Raw genomic sequence first — 18,051 nt, 5'->3', positions numbered from 1 at the left:
ATGGTACTTGATGCAGTCGTTGCAATCATTCTAATCGCGTCCGTGCTCGGGCAGGAGGCGAAGTCTGCCGGCATGGGAGGTCTTGACGGCGGCGGAGATACGGTGTTCTCGGGAAAGGCACGCGGGATGGATGCGCTGCTCGCGCGCGTCACTGTTGTGTTTGCGATTCTGTTCGGCGTGATTACGATTGTGATTGCGCGGATGTCGAGCTGATCAAAATAGGGACGATCCCTGTTGCCGCCTGTGCGGGGCAGGGATTTTTTAGGGTAGGGGATTCGTCTGAGTTTCCCCTCGGAAAGGGGGGGATGCTGTGTACTTGCAGGGGGCAGAGCCGTTTTTGCTTCCGGGAGGGAGGCACGGCGTACTTCTCATTCATGGATTTACAGGCCTCCCGGCAGAGCTGCGCCTGCTCGGCGAGTATCTGAATGCGCGCGGCTTTACCGTACTTGCAATACGTCTCGCGGGGCACGGGACCACGGTTGAGGACCTGAGCCGCATGGAGCATGAGGACTGGATGGACTCCGTGCGCGACGGCTATGCGATTCTCAGCGGCGCATGCGACCGCATCTCTGTCGTCGGCCATTCGATGGGGGCCGTTTTTGCGATGCTGCTCTCAGTTGAGATGGAAGTTGCTCATGTCGTTAGCCTCTGCGCTCCCATCATGATCGCGCCGGAGCAGGGGCTCGAGCATTTGCCGACGCGTGAGGCGTGCGTTGATCGCTACGTGCCGAAGGCGCGCCGCAAGCTGTCTGATGTGCCGAATGGCGCGAACAATACCTACCGGCGCATGCCGCTTGTCTCCATCCACGAGGTAATGGATGTCATTGAGGTCCTGTGCAGGGAGATCGCACGGGTGGACGCGCCCATTCTGATCATGCACGGGGCGCGCGATCATACGGCGGATCCGAAGAGCGCAGCCTATCTCTATGAGAATGTCGCAAGCTCCAGGCGCGAGAAGATCATTCTCCCGGATGCGGGGCATTTGCTGCCGCTCGACACAGGGATCCGGGAGCGCGTATTTGAACGTACGGCGGCGTTTCTTTCAGAGGATGCGGCGCGATAAAAAGTCAATAGGAACGGGAAAAAGAGGAAATTATGGAACAGGAACAATTGGATATCGTGAAAGAGAGAATTCACGCCTTTATGCGGGAGGACGCCTATCGCCCGCTGCCGGCGGCAGAAGTGCTCAAGGGGCTCGGGCTCTCCGACGAGGAGGAGCCGCTTCTTTCGTCTGCGCTCGATGCGCTGGAGGAAGAGGGCGTCATCATTCGGAACCGCAGCGGACTCTACGGCTTGCCGAGCCGCATGAATCTCGTTGTGGGGCGGCTCTCTATGTCGCCGAAGGGGTTCGGCTTCATCATCCCGGACGCGCGTGAGAACGAGGAGGAGACGGATGTATTCGTTCCAGGCGCAGCGCTCGCGACCGCGATGCACGGAGACCGCGTCGTAGCGCGCGTCACACCCTCGGAGTCACCGGGGCGCGCCCGTGAGGGCGAGATCATCCGTATTCTCGTGCGTGCGAATACGCATATCGTCGGGACATTTGAGCGCAGCAAGGCGTTCGGCTTCGTGACTCCTGACAGCACGAAGATCGGGCGTGATATTTTCGTGCTGAAAAAGGATTTTGGCGGAGCCAAGACGGGCAGCAAGGTGGTCGTCGAGATTACAAAGTGGCCGGAGGCGCGCCGGAGCGCGGAGGGGCGTGTCATTGAGGTGCTCGGCAAGACGGGTGACCCCGGAGTTGATGTGCTTGCCGTCATGCGCGCTTACGATCTCGATGAGAACTTTCCGCCCGATGTAGCAGCGGCGGCGGCACAGTGCCCGGAGAATCCCCTGCCGGAGGAGTACGCAGGACGGCGTGATCGACGCGACTTTCCGATCGTTACGATCGACGGAGAGGACACGAAGGATATCGATGACGGCATCTATGCATATGAGAGAGACGGCGAATTCTTCCTCGGCGTTTACATTGCGGATGTCAGCCACTATGTCCGTGCGGGCGAGCCTCTTGACGTGGAGGCAGCGCGCCGCGGGACGAGTGTCTATCTCGTCGATCGGGTGATCCCGATGCTGCCGAAGGAACTGTCGAACGGAATCTGCAGCCTGAACGAGGGCGTGGACCGTCTCTCGATGGCGTGCGAGATGCAGATCGGCGCAGACGGTGAGGTAAAGAGCTATGAGATCGTGCCGTGCGTGATTCACGTCGCGCGCCGCCTCACCTATACGCTCGTGAACAAGGTGCTTGCGGGGGAGGAGCCGTTTGTCTCGGACAATGAGGATATCCGCCCTATGCTTGAGACGCTGCGCCGTTTGCGTGAGGTCCTGCGCGGGAAGCGCCATCGCCGCGGTTCCATTGACTTTGAGCTGCCTGAGATCAAGGTGAAGCTCGACGCCGCGGGGCATCCCATTGCGCTTGAGCGGCGCACGGGTTCGATCGGCGAGTCAATCATCGAGGAGTGCATGCTCGCTGCGAATGAGACAGTTGCGCGCCATATGGAGCTGAAGGAGGAACCGTTCGTCTACCGCGTGCATGAGGCGCCCGTTTCCGAGAAGATTGAGCGGTTTCAGAGCCTGCTCGCGGCACTTGGGCTGCGTCTGAACGTCGATGAGGACGGCAAAGTGCGCTCGCGTGATATCCAGCAGGTGCTTGATCGTGTAAAAGGAGCGCCTGAGGAGCGCATCATCGGCGCAGTGGCACTGCGTTCCATGCAGCAGGCACGCTACGCGACGGCGAGTCTCGGGCATTTCGGCCTCGCCGCGCGCTACTATACGCATTTTACCTCGCCGATTCGGCGCTATCCCGACCTCCTCGTGCACCGCCTCCTGCGCGAGACCTTTGCTACAGGACATATCCCGGCGGAGAAGCGTGAGCGTCTGCGTACCGTCCTCAGCGAGGCAGCGGAGCACTCCTCCGCACGCGAGCGCATTGCCGTCGAGGCGGAGCGCGAGACGACGGATATGAAGAAGATTGAGTACATGGCGCAGTTTGTCGGGGAGACCTTTGAGGGCGTCATCAGCGGCGTGACCGCGTTCGGCATCTTCGTTGAGCTGGAGAACGGCGTCGAGGGGCTCGTCCATGTCTCGACGATGGTGAACGACTATTACAGCTATGTCGAAGAGCAGTACGCGATGGTCGGTGAGCGTACGGGCGCGCGTTACCGCCTCGGTGATGCGGTGACCATCATTATCACGCGCGCTGATGTGCAGGCGCGTACGCTGGACTTTGTTCTGAAAGACAACGGCGTCTATGATCCGGATACGGTGAAAGCTTCGGCAAAGCCCAAAGCGCCGCAGGAAAAACCTGACGCATCTTCTGAAAAGCGCCGCCCGCGCAAAAAGAAAGGGGACCGAAAGCACGAGCCCATCATTGCTGACACGCAGGCAAGCCGTGCAGAGCGCCGCAAAAAAACGCGCGGCGCTCACGGAACGGGCGGCAAACATGTGCAGCGAGAAGAACGTGCGGCACGTACGGCAGCAGCGAGTGTACCGGCAAAGCCGCGTGCGGCAGTGCCGAAGGCAGATGCAGTCCAGCGCGGTACTCGTCCGGAGCGGACACCGCAGTCCGCGCATGAGCGTGCGCGCGGGAAAAAGGGCTCGGAACGCTTTGCCGATGAGCGCGGCATGCGCGACTATCATCGCGTCAAAGTGACCGGACTCAACAGCGCCGTCTGGCCCGATCCGCCGGGGTATCACGAGCAGAAGACGGGGGCGGAGGTCGCGGAAAAGCCGCACCGCGCACCGCGTCCTGCACGCCGCATGAACCGAAAGACGGAGGGCGGCACGGGACGCGCAGACTGAGGAATCGCTATGGGAAAGAGAAACGAGAGCGTTAAGATTGCCTGCGAGAATCGCAAGGCGCGGCACGATTACTTCATCCATGAGACCTATGAGGCCGGGCTGGAACTCGTCGGGACAGAGGTCAAATCCCTGCGCGCCGGACGCGCGAATCTGCGCGACAGCTACGCCTATATCAAGAACGGAGAGCTCTTCCTCGATCATATGCACGTCAGCCCCTATGAGCAGGGGAATCAGTTCAACCACGATCCGCTCCGCGTGCGCCGTCTCCTCATGCACAAGGCGGAGATTCTGAAGCTGTTCGGCAAGACGCGCGAGAAGGGCATGACACTCGTCCCGCTGAAGGTCTACTTCAAGCGCGGCAGGGCGAAGATCGAGCTTGCGCTTGCGAGCGGAAAGCACAACTATGACAAGCGGCAGACACTTCGTGCAAAGGATGCAAAGCGTGAGGTGGAGCAGGCGCTTAAGGCGCGTCAGCGTGGATAGAGGACAGGAGTTTTTATGCAGGAAAAGGAACCATCGCTCGCGCTTCGGCGCGGGCTCAAGAACAGACATCTCCAGATGATCGCGCTCGGCGGAGCGATCGGGACCGGGCTCTTTTACGGTTCCGCATCCACCATTGCGCTCGCAGGTCCCGCGGTCATGCTCGCCTATCTCCTCGGCGGCGTTATGATCTTCTTTATCATGCGCATGCTCGGCGAGATGGCCGTCGATGAGCCGGTCTCCGGCTCGTTCAGCCACTATGCGGGCAAATACTGGGGCGATTTTCCAGGCTTTTTATCCGGCTGGAACTACTGGTTCAACTACATCATCGTCTCCATGGCAGAGCTTGCGGCGGTCGGCATCTATATGAACTTCTGGCTGCCCGATCTCCCGCAGTGGATCTCTGCGCTCATCTGCCTTGCCATCATCACGGCGCTCAACCTCACGAATGTGCGTGCGTACGGTGAGATGGAGTTTTGGATGGCTCTCGTCAAGATCACAGCAATCGTGCTCATGATCGGCCTCGGCGGCTGGCTGCTCGTTACAGGTGCCCCGTTCCCCGAGAATGTCAGCAATCTCTGGGAACACGGAGGATTCCTGCCGAACGGATGGTGGGGATTCTTCCTCGGGACCGCCGTCGTCATGTTCTCCTTCGGCGGCATCGAACTCATCGGCATCACAGCAGGCGAGGCGGAGGATCCGGATCGTACAATTCCCAAAGCAATCAATCAGGTCATTTGGCGTATTCTTATTTTCTACGTCGGCACAATGGCTGTGCTGATGGCGCTCTGGCCGTGGAATGAGGTCGGCATGGAGGCGAGTCCCTTCGTCCAGATCTTCCGCAACGTCGGTATCCCCGCCGCTGCACATATTCTGAACTTCGTCGTGCTCACGGCTGCGATTTCGGTCTACAACTCTGCGATTTACAGCAACAGCCGCATGCTCTACGGACTTTCGCAGCGCGGCGATGCGCCGCCGGTGCTCAAAAGTCTCTCGCGGCGCGGCGTGCCTGTGCTCGGGATTCTGATCTCCTCGGGCATTACGCTGATCGTCGTCTTCCTGAACTACTTCTTCCCCGGCGATGCCTTCCTCTATCTGATCTCGATTGCGACCTGTGCGGCCGTTATCAGCTGGACGACCATCGTCGTGACGCACCTGAAGTTCCGTAAAAAAATGGAGCGCGAGGGGAAAACGATCAAATTCCGTGCCCCCTTCTACCCGTGGATCAACTATCTCTGCCTCGTCTTCCTCGTCGGCGTCGTCGTCATGATGGCGCAGATCCCGGGAATGCAGCTCGCTGTACCGATCCTGCCGGCGTGGCTGCTCGTACTCTGGCTGGGATATCGTTCGAAGCGGAGAAAACAGATTCCCTAAAGACTTGCAGAAAATCATATATCCCTATTCAATTCAAAAACGCAGCAGCATATCCTGCTGCGTTTTTTGATGCCGTGAAGAATAAAATTATCGGATGCATACTTGACAAGAAATAAAATAACAAGTAGTATCTTTGCTAACAAATATGTAAAATATGTTTTATATGTTAAGTGTGTTTTAGGAACAGAGAAAGGAGAGGAGATATATGTCTTCGTTGGTCATGCGTTACTGTATGGAGCGTCCTTGCGGCGCGGCCTCGTGCAGTGTGAGATACGCTGAAACAGGCAAGGCTCAAGATATAAAGCATGACAAACGGAAGGAAGAATTTGTATGCAAAAAACATATTTTTGGCATAAGAAAGAAGACAGTTGGGCGATCCTGATCGGATTGGGGATCGTTGCTGCCGCGACAATATTATTTTTGGCGGACGCAGCAAACGTGCTTCACCTTTTCAACATGAAGGTTTCCGGCTGGTCGAGTGCGGCTGACCTCGGACCTGTGCTCACGAAAATCGCACTGCCCGCATTGAGCATTTTTACATTTCTAGCGGTCATTCTGACCATAGGAGCGGCAACGCTCGGCTTTTTGCTGCAAAAATTTCTGAAAGGGTTTATTTTCCTATATATACTGGCGCTCTTGGTCACCGTACTCGGAGCGAATACCTACGTGAAAGCTATGCAGCTGGAGAGTCCGCTCTTGGCGCTGATCGTCGGCCTTGCAATCGGGAACTTTATCGGCGTGCCGGCGTGGTTTGGTGAGGCGGTCCGTACGGAGTACTATGTGAAAACCGGGATTGTGCTGATGGGCGCGACCCTGCCGTTTACGATTATTCTGCAGGCAGGCCCGGCTGCGATCATGCAGGCGCTGATCGTCTCGATTGTTACGTTCGTTTCGATTTATCTGGCGGCAACACGGCTCTTTCATCTGGATCGCCGTTTTGCGGCATGCCTCGGAGCGGGCGGCTCCATCTGCGGCGTATCCGGTTCTATTGCGATCGGCGGCGCGTGCCGCGCGCGTCAGGAGCATGTATCAATAGCGATCTCATTGGTTGTGGTTTGGGCAGTTGCCATGATCTTTTTCCTGCCGTTTGCCGCAAAGGCATTGGAGCTGCCCGCCGGCATCGCGGGCGCGTGGATCGGAACGTCGGAGTTTGCCGATGCGGCAGGATTTGCGGCGGCAGAGGCGATCGGCGACGAGGCAGCGGTACGTTCCTTTACGCTGATGAAGGTAGTCGGCCGCGATATGTTCGTCGGAATATGGGCATTTATTGTCGCCGTGCTGTCCGTTACGCTGTGGGAAAGAACATCGCTGAACTCGAGTGAACGCGTGGACAAGCGCGAGATATGGAATCGTTTCCCAAAATTCATCATTGGATTCTTTGCCGCATCTCTTCTGACAACCTTTGCGATTACGAGTATGGACCCCGCCGTGGCAGGGGCGTATAATAAAGAGGCCCTGGTGCTTTTTAAATCGTTCCGCGGATGGTTCTTTGTGCTGACCTTTCTGAGTATCGGGCTGACGACGCGGTTCCGCGAGCTCGCGTTAGTCGGGTGGAAGCCATTTCTCGCATTTGCGATCGGCGTCGCGATCAATGTGCCGATCGGCTACTATCTGTCGAATCATGTCTTTGCCGATTTCTGGCTGGATCTCTAGGGGCAGGAAATGGGAAAGTCGTTGGTTTTGATCCGCATCAAAGTCCGGAGCGCGCATCCTGCCGGGACGGCAAAGGAGGAAGCGCTGCGCGGGTTTCTCGCGCATTCGGACTATGAGATACAAGAGTCCGGAGACGAATGGGCAGCACTGCGCTATGACGGAGAGGGGGAGGATGTGAAACGCGCACTCCGGCAAAAGGGATTCGCTGATCAAGATTTTAAGATTTCTGTGGAATATCAGCGAAAATGGGGCTTTTTATAAGGGTGTCTGTGAAAAAGGAGAGTTGAGTATGGTTGGCATTTCGGAGGCCTTAAAGGAGGAACTGATTTGCGATTTGCCCGTATTTCGGGAGAATGCGCGAAAGTTTTTCGATGGGGAAATCTCGGTAAAGGATTATAAAGGCCTGTCGGGGCCTTTCGGAAGCTACGCGGAGAAGGGTGCGGAGACCGGGATGTCACGCTGGCGCTTCCCTGCCGGCCGCATCACGCATCCGCAGCTGATCTTTATGGCGGAGACAATTCGGCGCTATGATCTCCGGCATATTCACTTTACGACCGGGCAGGCGATACAATTTCATCGCCTCCAAGGCGAGACAATCGCAGATATTTTTGCTGCGTGCCATGCGCACAGCATCTATAATCGCGGCGCCGGAGGGGATCATCCGCGCAATATTGCGGGATACCCGCTGCGTGGGATCGATCCGGGCGAGACATGGGATACGACACCGTACATTGAGGCCGCGGCCGCATATATTTTATCGCTCATCAAGGGGATCAAACTGCCGCGCAAATACAAGGTCGCATTTTCAAGCGATGCGCATAATGAGTCGCATGTTACCTTTAAGGATCTTGGATTTAAGGCAATGCCGGATCGGACGTTTGAGGTCTATGCAGCCGGAGGGCTCGGGCCGAATCCGAAACTCGGCGTCAAGGTGGCTGAAGGTGTTGCGCCTGAGAAGATTCTGTACTACATCACGGCGATGGCACGCCTTTTTGCGGAGCACGGCAATTATACCAACCGTGCGAAGGCGCGTACGCGCTATCTGCAGACGGCGTTCGGCAGCCCCGATGGACTGCGGGAGAAGTTTGCGGAATATCTCCGCGATGTGCTGAGCGAGGGAGGTCTCGATATTGATCCAGCTTCCTATACCACTGCCTGTACGAAGGAGGGCATACCCGATGATACGCTCCGTCATCCCCGTGTCGGCGCGCAGAAGCAGCGCGGTTTGTACTATGTAAAATATCATCCGATCGGCGGGAACCCGGAGCGCGAGGTGCTGCTTCGCATACTCGACTATCTCGGCGGGGCGGAAGAGGCGGAGGGACGGCTTACCTCTGATGAAGGAATCTACTTCATCAATCTGACGGCGGAGGAAGCGCGCGCAGTCTTAGACTTGACGGAGGACAGCGCGAAGAACAGTTTTGAGGAATCGGTTTCCTGTGTCGGAGCGAGTCTCTGCCAGGTCGGAAGTCAGGACTCCAACGGACTGCTTCATGAAATCGTTGCGCGTACCCGCAAGGCCGGCGTATCGTCCGCGCTTCTTCCGCGGATTCACATATCAGGATGCCTCTCGTCGTGCGGTACACATCAGATCGGAGAGATCGGATTTCACGGCGCAACGAAGCTGATCGACAAGGTACCGACCCCGTCCTTCATCCTCGTCTTTGGCGGTTCGGAGAATTTCGGCACGGAGAGGTTTGGCATGCCGATGGGCAATATCATCGCCGCGGCAATTCCCGATTTTTTTGTCGAACTTGCAGAACTTTTGACGAGAGACGAGGCCGCGGATTTTAGAACATGGCAGACCGCGCATGCGGATTCATTTGCTGAACTCGTGAAGAAGTACGAGGCGATCCGTCCGCAGCAAAATCATGGAAACAGAGCATAAAAATGATGAAACAAGGGACATGCAAACGTATACGCGTGTCCCTTTTGCATGTATACCGGCGGCTTCATTAGACAAGAAGAATCATTTATGGTAAGATATGCAATAAAATTTCGGCAGTAAGGAGGAGTAAGATGATTTGCAAGGATTGCGGAGCAAAGATCGAGGGGCTCACGCGCATCTGTCCGCACTGCGGCGAGCGCGCACTCATCGATGACGAGCTTGATACATGGAGCTTTATTGCGGATACGGCGGCACAGCGCAGGCGCGAAATGCCGGCAGAGGTTGCGCTGAATGAGCCGGCGGACGTGCCGGAGGACCTTGCGGCGCAAATGGATGGACTGCATCGGATGAAGGAATATTTTACCGAGCACAGCAATCTCTATCAAGTTGTGCAGGATTTGGACTATATGGAGCGCGGGCTGCAGCGCCCGTCTTTTGTACTTTGGCTGCTCAGCGGCGGGCTCATCGCGGCGCTCGTCTATCTCCCGCTTTCTCCTTTTTTGCCGCATTTTGTTTGGACGTATTACTTTGTACTCTGGGGTACGGTTACGGCGGTTGGATATCTGCGCTCCGGGCGGCGGTATGAGCACCGCAAGGCGGAGTATGCTCTTCTCCGGCGCCATGCGGAGAATGATCTGCACGAGATGTACAACCGCTGCAGCGATTGCTTTCTGCCGCTCGATTGGACACCGCCGCCGCTCATCAATCGGATGATCGCGGCGCTTCAGTCCGGGGAGATCGGATCCGTACGGGAGTATATGGTACAGGAGGCGATGTAAAATGGCAGAGATTCGCATCAAGCGCATCTATGAGGCGCCGGAGGCAGAAGACAGCTTCCGCGTGCTTATCGACCGGCTCTGGCCGCGCGGCATCTCGAAGGAGCGTGCAGCGCTTGCAGATTGGTGGAAAGATATCGCTCCGTCGCCGGAGCTGCGCACATGGTTCGGACACAAGGCAGAGAAATTTGCGGAGTTCGCCGAAAAATATCGCGCAGAGCTTTCGACGGGAACGGCCGCGCCCGCGCATATGAAGACGGTTGCCGCGCGTCTTGCGGCAGGGGAGAATGTCACCCTGCTCTATGGGGCAAAGGATCCTAAGATCAATCAGGCAGTTGTGCTGCGTGATTGGATGCTCCATAGGATGGACAAATAAATATAATTGTCACCTATGAGATAAATGCTTCACATAAGTGACGATCTGCAGAAGAGATTTAGAAAAAAGCTGTGATTCTTTGAGCGCACGGCTTTTTTTCTTGCAATCGACTGCGGTACGCGTTATAGTCAATTTATCCGGGAAACAAAAATTGCCGTCGATCTTGAACGCCTCCGCAGCCTCCGCTGCAGCATCGGCATGGCGGCATCCCGCGAGAAGATGCCCGCGATTCTCGGGGCGCTGCGCAGCTGCTATATCAATGTCCTCATCACGGATGAGGAGACCGCAAAAATTCTGTTGAATGAATGATCTGATCGAAAGGGGCGATACCATGCTGTGGCTGATTGTCATTGCCGTGTTCATGTGGGTGCTGCAGCTCGTGCTGAGCATCCTCCAGTTCCATCGCTTCGCCGCGCATGTAAAGGGCATGCGCCGGGAAGGACGTGTCGCCATCGGAAAGGCGAAAGGGCGCTTTGTCGCCGGGGCGATTGTTCTCTTTGTGATTGACGGCGAGTGCAGGATTCTGCGCGGGGAGATCATGAAGGGCGTCACCGTATTTGCCGGATTTCGTCCCTTCAATGATTTCAACGGCAGCAATCTCCTCGATCTTGATGAGGAGAGTACTGCCGGCTACGACCGTCAAACACGCCGCGCCATCCTTGGCGCGCGCGAGGAATATATCATCTACCAAGAGCAGGGGGAGACCCTTGCCAGTCATGCATAACCAGGAAAGGAGACACATCTATGGACACTCTTATTCTCTTTGCCGAGGGGTTCATCGGCATGTTCAACAAGGGCGGCGAGACGCTCGTCGGCTGGGTTACGGGCATCATTCCGACGCTTGTCTGCCTGCTCGTTGCGATGAACGCAATTGTGCTCTTCGTCGGCAACGAGCGCGTGGAGAGGTTCGCGCATCTATGTGCGGGCAATCCCTTCTCCCGCTATGTCATTCTGCCGTTCATCGGCGTGTTTTTTCTCTGCAATCCGATGGCACTCTCACTCGGCAAATTTATGCCTGAGTTCTACAAGCCGTCCTACTACGCGGCGGCCTCGTCTGCATGCCACACGATGAACGGCATGTTCCCGCATGTCAACCCCGGCGAGATGTTCGTATTCCTCGGTGTTGCGAACGGCATTACGACGCTCGGACTGCCGTATACCGATCTCGCACTGCGCTACTTGCTCGTCGGACTCATCGTCAACTTCCTGCGCGGCTGGCTGACCGATTTTACGACGGCGTACGTTCAGCGCCAGCAAGGCGTGAAGCTCAGCAAAGAGCCTGCTGTGCTCAAAAACTGAGAGACGAGGAAAGGAGAAATGATGATGCGTAAATATAAAAGTGTTGTCGTATCGGCAGGCTCAGGCGGATTCGGCGGCCCCCTCACACTCACGCCGGATGAGAAGCGGAATAAGATCGTCAACATCACGGGCGGCGTGATCTCGGAGGTCGCTCTGCGTCTCGGCGAAATGACCGGTGCGGAAGTCGTGGACGGCTTCAAGACTAGCGTTCCCGAGGATGAGATTCTCGCGGCGGTCATCGACTGCGGCGGCACGCTGCGCTGCGGCATCTACCCGCAGAAACGGATTTTTACTGTGAACATCAAACCGACGGGTCCCTCCGGCCCGCTCGCGCAGTATATCAAGCCGGACATATATGTCTCGGCAGTCAAGGCAAACAATATTGCATTCAGCGACGGCACAGAGGCTCCTGCCATTGGGCCTGCGACAGCTTCCGCAGAAGAGGAACAGCCGAAATACGATACCTCAAAGAAAATTACGGAGCAGTCCGGCAGTCTCATGGCGAAGGTCGGACAGATGATGGGCGGCATCGTCGCCACCTTCTATCAGGCGGGGCGCGAGTCCATCAATACATTGATTACGACGATCCTGCCGTTCATGGCGTTCGTCTCCATGCTCATCGGCGTTATCCTCGGCTCCGGTTTCGGCGATTTCGTTGCGCATTTCGTCTCGCCGCTTGCCTCATCCCCGATCGGGCTCATCATCCTCGCACTCATCTGCTCCTTCCCGCTCCTTTCCCCCTTCCTTGGGCCCGGGGCGGTCATCGCGCAGGTGGTTGGCGTGCTCATCGGCGTCGAGATCGGCCTCGGACACATCCCGCCGAACCTCGCGCTTCCGGCCGTCTTCGCGATTAACGTCCAGTGCGCCTGCGACTTTATCCCTGTCGGGCTCGGACTTGCCGAGGCAGATGCCAAGACCGTCGAGATCGGCGTGCCTGCCGTGCTCTACTCGCGCTTTATGACAGGCCCGCTTGCCGTCATCATCGCATGGATCGCCAGCGCGGGCCTCTATGAGAACTGAGCGCGTTCGTTCAGCAGATGATGCAGCAGTGCAAAAAGGAGAATCCAATATGAGTTGGTTGAATCTCGAAGGAAAAACAGCGATCGTCACGGGCGGTGCGTCGGGCATCGGAAAGGCCGTCGCGGAGGAGTTCCTGGAGCAGGGGGCGAACGTCGTCGTCTGCGATATGAATCCGCAGGCGCCCGCGTTCGAGGTAAAGAACGGCGAGGGCCTCTATGTTGTCACCGATGTCACGCAGCGTGCAAGTGTCCAAGCGATGGTCGCCGCGGCAAAGGAGCGGTTCGGCGCGATCGATATCCTCGTCAACAATGCGGGCATCAACATCCCGCGTCTCCTCGTCGATCCGAAGGATCCACATGGGAAGTATGAACTCGATGAGGCCGTCTTTGACAAGGTCACGGCGGTCAATCTCAAGGGCGTCTATCTCTGCGCGCAGGAGGTCGGACGCGAGCTCGTCGCGCAGGGACACGGCGTGCTCATCAACATGAGTTCCGAGAGCGGCATCGAGGGCTCCGAGGGACAGAGCATCTATGCAGCGACCAAGAATGCCGTCAACTCCTTCACACGTTCGTGGGCGAAGGAGTTCGGCAAATACGGCGTACGCGTTGTCGGCGTCGCACCCGGCATCCTCGAGGCGACCGGCCTGCGCACGATTGCCTATGAAGAGGCACTCGCCTATACGCGCGGCATCACCGTTGATGAGCTGCGCAAAGGATATGCGAGCACCAAGACCACGCCGCTCGGACGCAGCGGCAGACTCACCGAGGTTGCCGATCTCGTCGTCTACCTCGCTTCCGACCGCGCTTCCTACATCCACGGTGTTACTTACAACGTCGCGGGCGGCAAGACGCGCGGATAAAACCGGAACAATACAAATAAAGCCCATCTCATGAGAGCAGGAATGCTTCTGAGATGGGCTTTTATGCAAGTGCAAATAAACTTTTGTATGCGGCCTACTTTTCTGCCGATGTTACCCGTGACGAGAGCACCGCCATGAAGAGCGCAAGGGCGGCAATGCCGACGCCGAGGCCGATGTAGCCGTTGCCCGTGAGCCCGTCGGCGATGTAGCCGAGGAGGGAGCAGGAGGCAACGACGGCAACGTAGGGCAGCTGTGTCGACACGTGGTCGAGATGGTGGCACTGTGCGCCCGCCGAGGCGAGGATGGTCGTGTCGGAGATCGGCGAGGCATGGTCACCGCAGACAGCGCCTGAGAGAATCGCGGCGACGGAGACGACGAGAATGTCGGGCGCCGTCTGTCCGAGCACGGCAATGGCAATCGGAATGAGAATGCCGAACGTGCCCCAGCTCGTGCCGGTGGCAAAGGCGAGCCCCGCTGCAACGAGGAAGAATAGGGGCGGCAGGAACATGACGACGCCCGCATTTGCTGCGACAACGGAACCGACAAAGCCGCCGAGGTCGAGGTATTCCTTGCTGCAGATCCCGGAGAGCGTCCACGCGAGGCAGAGAATGAAGATGGCAGGGGTCATTGCCTTGAATCCCCAGCCGAAGCTGTCGCAGAAGACGTTGAACGAGACGACGCGGCGCGGGAGGTAGAGCAGCCCCGTAAAGACGAAGGCGATGAAGGAGCCGAGCACGAGCGACTTTGACGAGTCGCAGTTTGCAAACGACTCCGCAATACTCCTGCCCTCATGAATCCCGCCGGTGTAGAGCATCCCGTAGACGCAGGCGGCAATCAGGACGAGGAGGGGGAGGACGAGGTCGATCATCTTGCCGCGTCCCTCGCTCGCCGCACTCGCCGATGCCTCCGCCGTATCCTGATATTCTTTGGGGATTTCAAAATGTGCGTTGGATTTCTCGACGCTCCTGCGCATGGCGCCGAAGTCGCGGCCGGTCCAGATGACGAAGAGCATGAAGAGAATGGTCAGCCATGCGTAGAGGTTGAAGGGAATGGTCTGCAGGAACAGCATAAAGCCGTCGATGGGCGCGTCCTCCGGAAGCGATGAGCCGACGGCCGCCGCCCAGCTGGAGACCGGCGCAATGATGCAGATCGGCGCTGCCGTCGCATCGATGATGTAGGCGAGCTTCGTCCGTGCGATCTGGAATTTATCGGTGACCGGCCGCATGACCGTGCCGACGGTGAGGCAGTTGAAGTAGTCGTCGATGAAGATGACAATGCCGAGGAGCACGGTGACGAGCGATGCGCTCCGCTTTCCTTTGATCGTTCGCGTTGCCCAGTTGCCGTATGCATTCATCGCGCCTGAGCGCGTGATCGCCGCAACGAGAATGCCGAGGATGACGAGAAAGACGAGGATGTTGACGTTGCTCCCGACCTTGTCCGCCATCACTTGAAACATCGTCAGAGTCGCCTGCAGGAAGTTCCCGCCGGCGAAGAGCATCGCACCCGAGAAGATGCCGATGATGAGCGACATATAGACTTCCTTCGTCCAGAGCGCGAGAACGATCGTGATGACCGGCGGCAGAATCGACCATGCGGTTGCTGTCATGAGTTAGATACACTCCCTTTATCATTTGCTGAAAACCGTTCCCTATTATAACAGAAAAATGGGATTTGGCAAAATTTTCATAAGCAAAAATTCACGCATCTTCCAATGCCTCGCTGTTGAAGCGGTAGCCTGCGCCCCAGACCGTCTGCAGCCAGCGAGGATTCGACGGATCCGGTTCGATCTTTTCGCGCAGGCGGTTCATGTGGACGGAGACGGTGGAGACGCTCCCCATGGCGTCCAGATCCCAGACGCGGTCGTAGAGCGTCTCCTTGCTGAATACGATCTGCGGATGCTCCGCGAGAAAGAGTAGGAGCTCGAACTCCCGCACGGCGAGGCGTACCTCGTGCCCGTTAACGAAGACGCGGTGCGTCTGCGGCTGGATTTCGAGACTGCCGAAGCGCAGAACGGAGGGCGCTGTCTGCTCGCCGCCTTTCAGACGCTCGTAGCGTGTGATGTGCGCCTTGACGCGCGCGGCGAGTTCGCTCGGACTGAACGGTTTGACGATGTAGTCGTCCGCACCGAGTCCAAGCGCGCGGATCTTGTCCACGTCCTCGAGACGCGCCGAGACCATGAGGATGGGGATGTCGAGTTCCCTGCGCACCGCGCGGCAGATGGCAAAGCCGTCCGCGCCGGGCAGCATGACATCCAGAAGGATGAGGCTGTATTCACCCGTGAGCGCGCGGCGCTGCCCCTCGTCCCCGTCGGACGAGATGTCCACGGCAAAGCCGCTTGCCTCGAGATAGTCGCGCTCGAGCTGTGCGATGTCATTGTCGTCCTCGACCAGTAATATCTTTTTCATGCGATGTCTCCCTGTTTCTGAGCGATGGGCAGGAGGAGCACGATGCGCAGTCCGCCCTGCGGCGCCTCCTCTGCGCGCACGCTGCCGCCGAATGCCGTCATAATCCGGCGCACGATGGCAAGCCCGAGACCGCTGCCGGCTGCGACGTTTGTACGCGCCGCATCCGTACGGTAGAAGCTGTCAAAGAGCTTCGGCAGATCCTCTCTACGGACGCCGGTGCCGTCGTCATCGCAGCGGACGGCAATCTGTTCTCCCTCCGCCGCGAGCGACATATGCACGTGTACGTCTGTGCTGCGCCGATACTTGCTGCTGTTTTCCCACAGATTCCTGAGGACGCGGGCGAACTCGCCGCGGTCGATTCGTATAGGTGCATCCTCTCCAGATTCCTCCATGGAGAGGTACAGCCCCTCTTCGGCAAAGGCGGGCGCGTGTTCACGAACGGCCTCCGTCAGGAGGGCGCGTGCGCTGACGGTCTCCCACGTGAGCGGCAGCTGACCCGTTTCGCGGCGCAGGAACTCGCGCAGACGCGTGGTCAGACGCTCCATGGTTGCGGCAGACTGGCTGATCCGTTCCGCGTAGGTGCGCTGTTTCTCCGGCGTGCGCGCAATGCCGTCGAGAATGCCGCTCGCATAGCCTTTGATCGCGGTCAGCGGGGTTGCAATGTCGTGGAGGATGCCGATGAAGAGCTCTCTGCGCTGCGCTTCTTCCTGTTCCTCGCGTACACGTGCGCGCATGAGTTCTCTGCGCATCTCATCGAACGCACGGCAGGTCGCTCCCACTTCGTCATTGCCCATCGGCGGCAGTGCATGCTCCAGATCGCCGCGCTGAATGGCTGCGGCTGCGCGGCGCATTTCTGCGAGCGGGGTGAGGATCTGCGCGGAGAGGAGGCGGGCGAGATAGCGTCCGAGGAGCAGGATGCCGGCCGAGGTGATGAGGATGAGGAGGATGAGCGCGCTGTTCAGGATGAAGTCCCGCGCATCACGTGAAAGCGGCGGCGGCTCGTCTCCGCGCATCATGGGAACGGCGCCGGCACCCATGATGACCGTGCCGCTGCGCAGGCCCTCATAGCGAAAGAAAAGGCCGTCCGCGTCCCACGTGAGAGCGGAGCCGCGGATGCCGCATTTGTGCGCGACAATCTGCCGAATCTCGTCTGGGTCGCTGTCCTGCGTCAGGTAGACGGCATCCTTCTGTGCGGCGAGGAGGCGGACGCCTGCATCTTCGAGGATGCGGATGTCCCGTTCAATATTGTCCAGCTTGAACTTCTTTTTCTCTGCTTCCGCGCGCAGCGAGCTCAGTGCAAACTGTACGGAGAGCGTCCGGCCCTCCTCCGGCCAGAGGAGAGCGAGCGCCTGTTGCTGCAGTGTGCCTGCATGGCGCAGTCCGCCGAGCAGCACCGCGCCGATGGCGACGAGCACTGCGATCGGGATGACGATCATGAGTGCGTTTGTTGCGAGCAGTTTCGTCTTTAGAGACAGATCACGCAGACGCATGACAGAACCTCGCTTTCCTCTGAGCAGCAGAAAATCTTCTGCCATTATAACCGAAATACGCGCAAAAATCTGCGCATCGAGAAGAATTTCAAAAAAGTTATTTTTGTGTTTACATTTTGTTTAAGATTTTCCCGTATGATGGCATCATCAGGAATGATAAATGATGTGCCGAAAGGCAGAGGAGGAAAATCATGGAAATGCAGAATGTAAAAGATCAGGCAGCAAAGGTATTCACCCCCGCGCGTCTCAAAAAGGCGGTCGCATGCGCCGTGCTCGTCGGTATCGTCAGCGCAGGCGGCGCGTACTATCATCACCGGCAGGCGGAGGCACGCTCCCTCGTTCAGAAACAGGCGCAGTCGGAGATGATTGCGGTGCAGGCATCGCAGCGCGGCATGGTTCTGCTCGATGAGGAGCATGTGCAGACGATTGCGGCAGAGGCGATCGGAAAGTCTGTCTCGGAGCTGAACTTCCGCACGATTTACCTGACGGTGAAGGATCACGATGACAAAGACGGAAAGCGCGGCGATAAACACCGCGACGGCAAGCACGACCGCAAGCATGACCGTAAGGAGCAGCGCGACGGACGTCCTGCACATGACCGCGACGGTCAGCCGGGAATGATGCCGCCCGCGC

At 58.0% G+C, this 18,051-nt stretch carries 18 protein-coding genes and 1 pseudogene; 16 read left to right on the top strand and 3 right to left on the bottom strand.

Annotated features, from left to right (window positions below; all coding sequences use genetic code 11):
- From secG to HMPREF7545_RS00520, 15 genes are all read left to right on the top strand, one after another.
- Positions 1 to 213 carry a preprotein translocase subunit SecG gene (gene secG / locus HMPREF7545_RS00585; protein ID WP_006693713.1) on the top strand — a complete coding sequence of 71 codons (213 nt, stop codon included), beginning with the start codon at positions 1 to 3 and terminating at the stop codon, positions 211 to 213.
- A 97-nt stretch (positions 214 to 310) separates the two neighbouring features.
- On the top strand, positions 311 to 1,063 hold the full coding sequence (locus tag HMPREF7545_RS00580; RefSeq protein WP_006693712.1) for an alpha/beta hydrolase: 753 nt from the start codon (positions 311 to 313) through the stop codon (positions 1,061 to 1,063).
- Between the two features lie 32 nt (positions 1,064 to 1,095).
- Positions 1,096 to 3,798, top strand: a complete 2,703-nt coding sequence (rnr, locus tag HMPREF7545_RS00575; protein ID WP_006693711.1) for a ribonuclease R — start codon at positions 1,096 to 1,098, stop codon at positions 3,796 to 3,798.
- Between the two features lie 9 nt (positions 3,799 to 3,807).
- Positions 3,808 to 4,281 (top strand): SsrA-binding protein SmpB, encoded by a 474-nt coding sequence (gene smpB / locus HMPREF7545_RS00570; protein ID WP_006693710.1) that lies wholly within the window; start codon positions 3,808 to 3,810, stop codon positions 4,279 to 4,281.
- A 15-nt stretch (positions 4,282 to 4,296) separates the two neighbouring features.
- Positions 4,297 to 5,652 (top strand): amino acid permease, encoded by a 1,356-nt coding sequence (locus HMPREF7545_RS00565; protein WP_006693709.1) that lies wholly within the window; start codon positions 4,297 to 4,299, stop codon positions 5,650 to 5,652.
- Positions 5,653 to 5,982: 330 nt separating this feature from the next.
- Positions 5,983 to 7,305, top strand: a complete 1,323-nt coding sequence (locus HMPREF7545_RS00560) for a YeiH family protein (RefSeq protein ID WP_006693708.1) — start codon at positions 5,983 to 5,985, stop codon at positions 7,303 to 7,305.
- Between the two features lie 9 nt (positions 7,306 to 7,314).
- A complete protein-coding gene (locus HMPREF7545_RS00555) occupies positions 7,315 to 7,566 on the top strand; it encodes a hypothetical protein (protein WP_006693707.1) in 252 nt (83 codons plus the stop codon).
- 28 nt (positions 7,567 to 7,594) lie between these two features.
- Positions 7,595 to 9,193 carry a nitrite/sulfite reductase gene (locus HMPREF7545_RS00550; protein WP_006693706.1) on the top strand — a complete coding sequence of 533 codons (1,599 nt, stop codon included), beginning with the start codon at positions 7,595 to 7,597 and terminating at the stop codon, positions 9,191 to 9,193.
- 131 nt (positions 9,194 to 9,324) lie between these two features.
- Positions 9,325 to 9,972 (top strand): hypothetical protein, encoded by a 648-nt coding sequence (locus HMPREF7545_RS00545; protein ID WP_006693705.1) that lies wholly within the window; start codon positions 9,325 to 9,327, stop codon positions 9,970 to 9,972.
- A 1-nt stretch (position 9,973) separates the two neighbouring features.
- Positions 9,974 to 10,345 (top strand): DUF488 domain-containing protein, encoded by a 372-nt coding sequence (locus tag HMPREF7545_RS00540; protein WP_006693704.1) that lies wholly within the window; start codon positions 9,974 to 9,976, stop codon positions 10,343 to 10,345.
- 105 nt (positions 10,346 to 10,450) lie between these two features.
- Complete coding sequence (locus HMPREF7545_RS09990; RefSeq protein WP_345908457.1) at positions 10,451 to 10,654, top strand: sugar-binding domain-containing protein; 204 nt, start codon at positions 10,451 to 10,453, stop codon at positions 10,652 to 10,654.
- 22 nt (positions 10,655 to 10,676) lie between these two features.
- Positions 10,677 to 11,069, top strand: coding sequence for a transcriptional regulator GutM (locus tag HMPREF7545_RS00535; protein WP_006693702.1), 393 nt, complete (start codon positions 10,677 to 10,679; stop codon positions 11,067 to 11,069).
- Positions 11,070 to 11,089: 20 nt separating this feature from the next.
- A complete protein-coding gene (gene srlA / locus HMPREF7545_RS00530) occupies positions 11,090 to 11,644 on the top strand; it encodes a PTS glucitol/sorbitol transporter subunit IIC (RefSeq protein ID WP_006693701.1) in 555 nt (184 codons plus the stop codon).
- A gap of 24 nt (positions 11,645 to 11,668) precedes the next feature.
- Positions 11,669 to 12,664, top strand: a complete 996-nt coding sequence (srlE, locus tag HMPREF7545_RS00525; protein ID WP_040571102.1) for a PTS glucitol/sorbitol transporter subunit IIB — start codon at positions 11,669 to 11,671, stop codon at positions 12,662 to 12,664.
- Positions 12,665 to 12,713: 49 nt separating this feature from the next.
- Positions 12,714 to 13,523: an SDR family oxidoreductase gene (locus HMPREF7545_RS00520; RefSeq protein ID WP_006693699.1), complete on the top strand. Its 810-nt coding sequence runs from the start codon at positions 12,714 to 12,716 to the stop codon at positions 13,521 to 13,523.
- A gap of 94 nt (positions 13,524 to 13,617) precedes the next feature.
- On the opposite strand, the gene HMPREF7545_RS00515 is transcribed toward HMPREF7545_RS00520, so the two are convergent.
- The 3 genes from HMPREF7545_RS00515 to HMPREF7545_RS00505 form a co-directional block, all read right to left on the bottom strand.
- On the bottom strand, positions 13,618 to 15,129 hold the full coding sequence (locus tag HMPREF7545_RS00515) for a Na+/H+ antiporter NhaC family protein (protein WP_006693698.1): 1,512 nt from the start codon (positions 15,127 to 15,129) through the stop codon (positions 13,618 to 13,620).
- A 91-nt stretch (positions 15,130 to 15,220) separates the two neighbouring features.
- Positions 15,221 to 15,928, bottom strand: coding sequence for a response regulator transcription factor (locus tag HMPREF7545_RS00510; protein WP_006693697.1), 708 nt, complete (start codon positions 15,926 to 15,928; stop codon positions 15,221 to 15,223).
- Positions 15,925 to 17,418: a sensor histidine kinase gene (locus tag HMPREF7545_RS00505; RefSeq protein WP_155812193.1), complete on the bottom strand. Its 1,494-nt coding sequence runs from the start codon at positions 17,416 to 17,418 to the stop codon at positions 15,925 to 15,927. Before HMPREF7545_RS00505 ends, HMPREF7545_RS00510 begins: the two co-directional genes overlap by 4 nt.
- Positions 17,419 to 17,609: 191 nt before the next feature.
- Between HMPREF7545_RS00505 and HMPREF7545_RS10205 the strand changes: the two are divergent.
- A pseudogene (locus HMPREF7545_RS10205) lies at positions 17,610 to 18,051 on the top strand (PepSY domain-containing protein); the annotation flags it as partial.

This window comes from Centipeda noxia ATCC 43541 (assembly GCF_000160555.1).
In the GTDB taxonomy this organism is placed as follows: domain Bacteria; phylum Bacillota; class Negativicutes; order Selenomonadales; family Selenomonadaceae; genus Centipeda; species Centipeda noxia.
The sequence above is the reverse complement of the archived record's forward strand: the minus strand, read 5'-3'. Positions and strand labels throughout refer to the sequence as shown.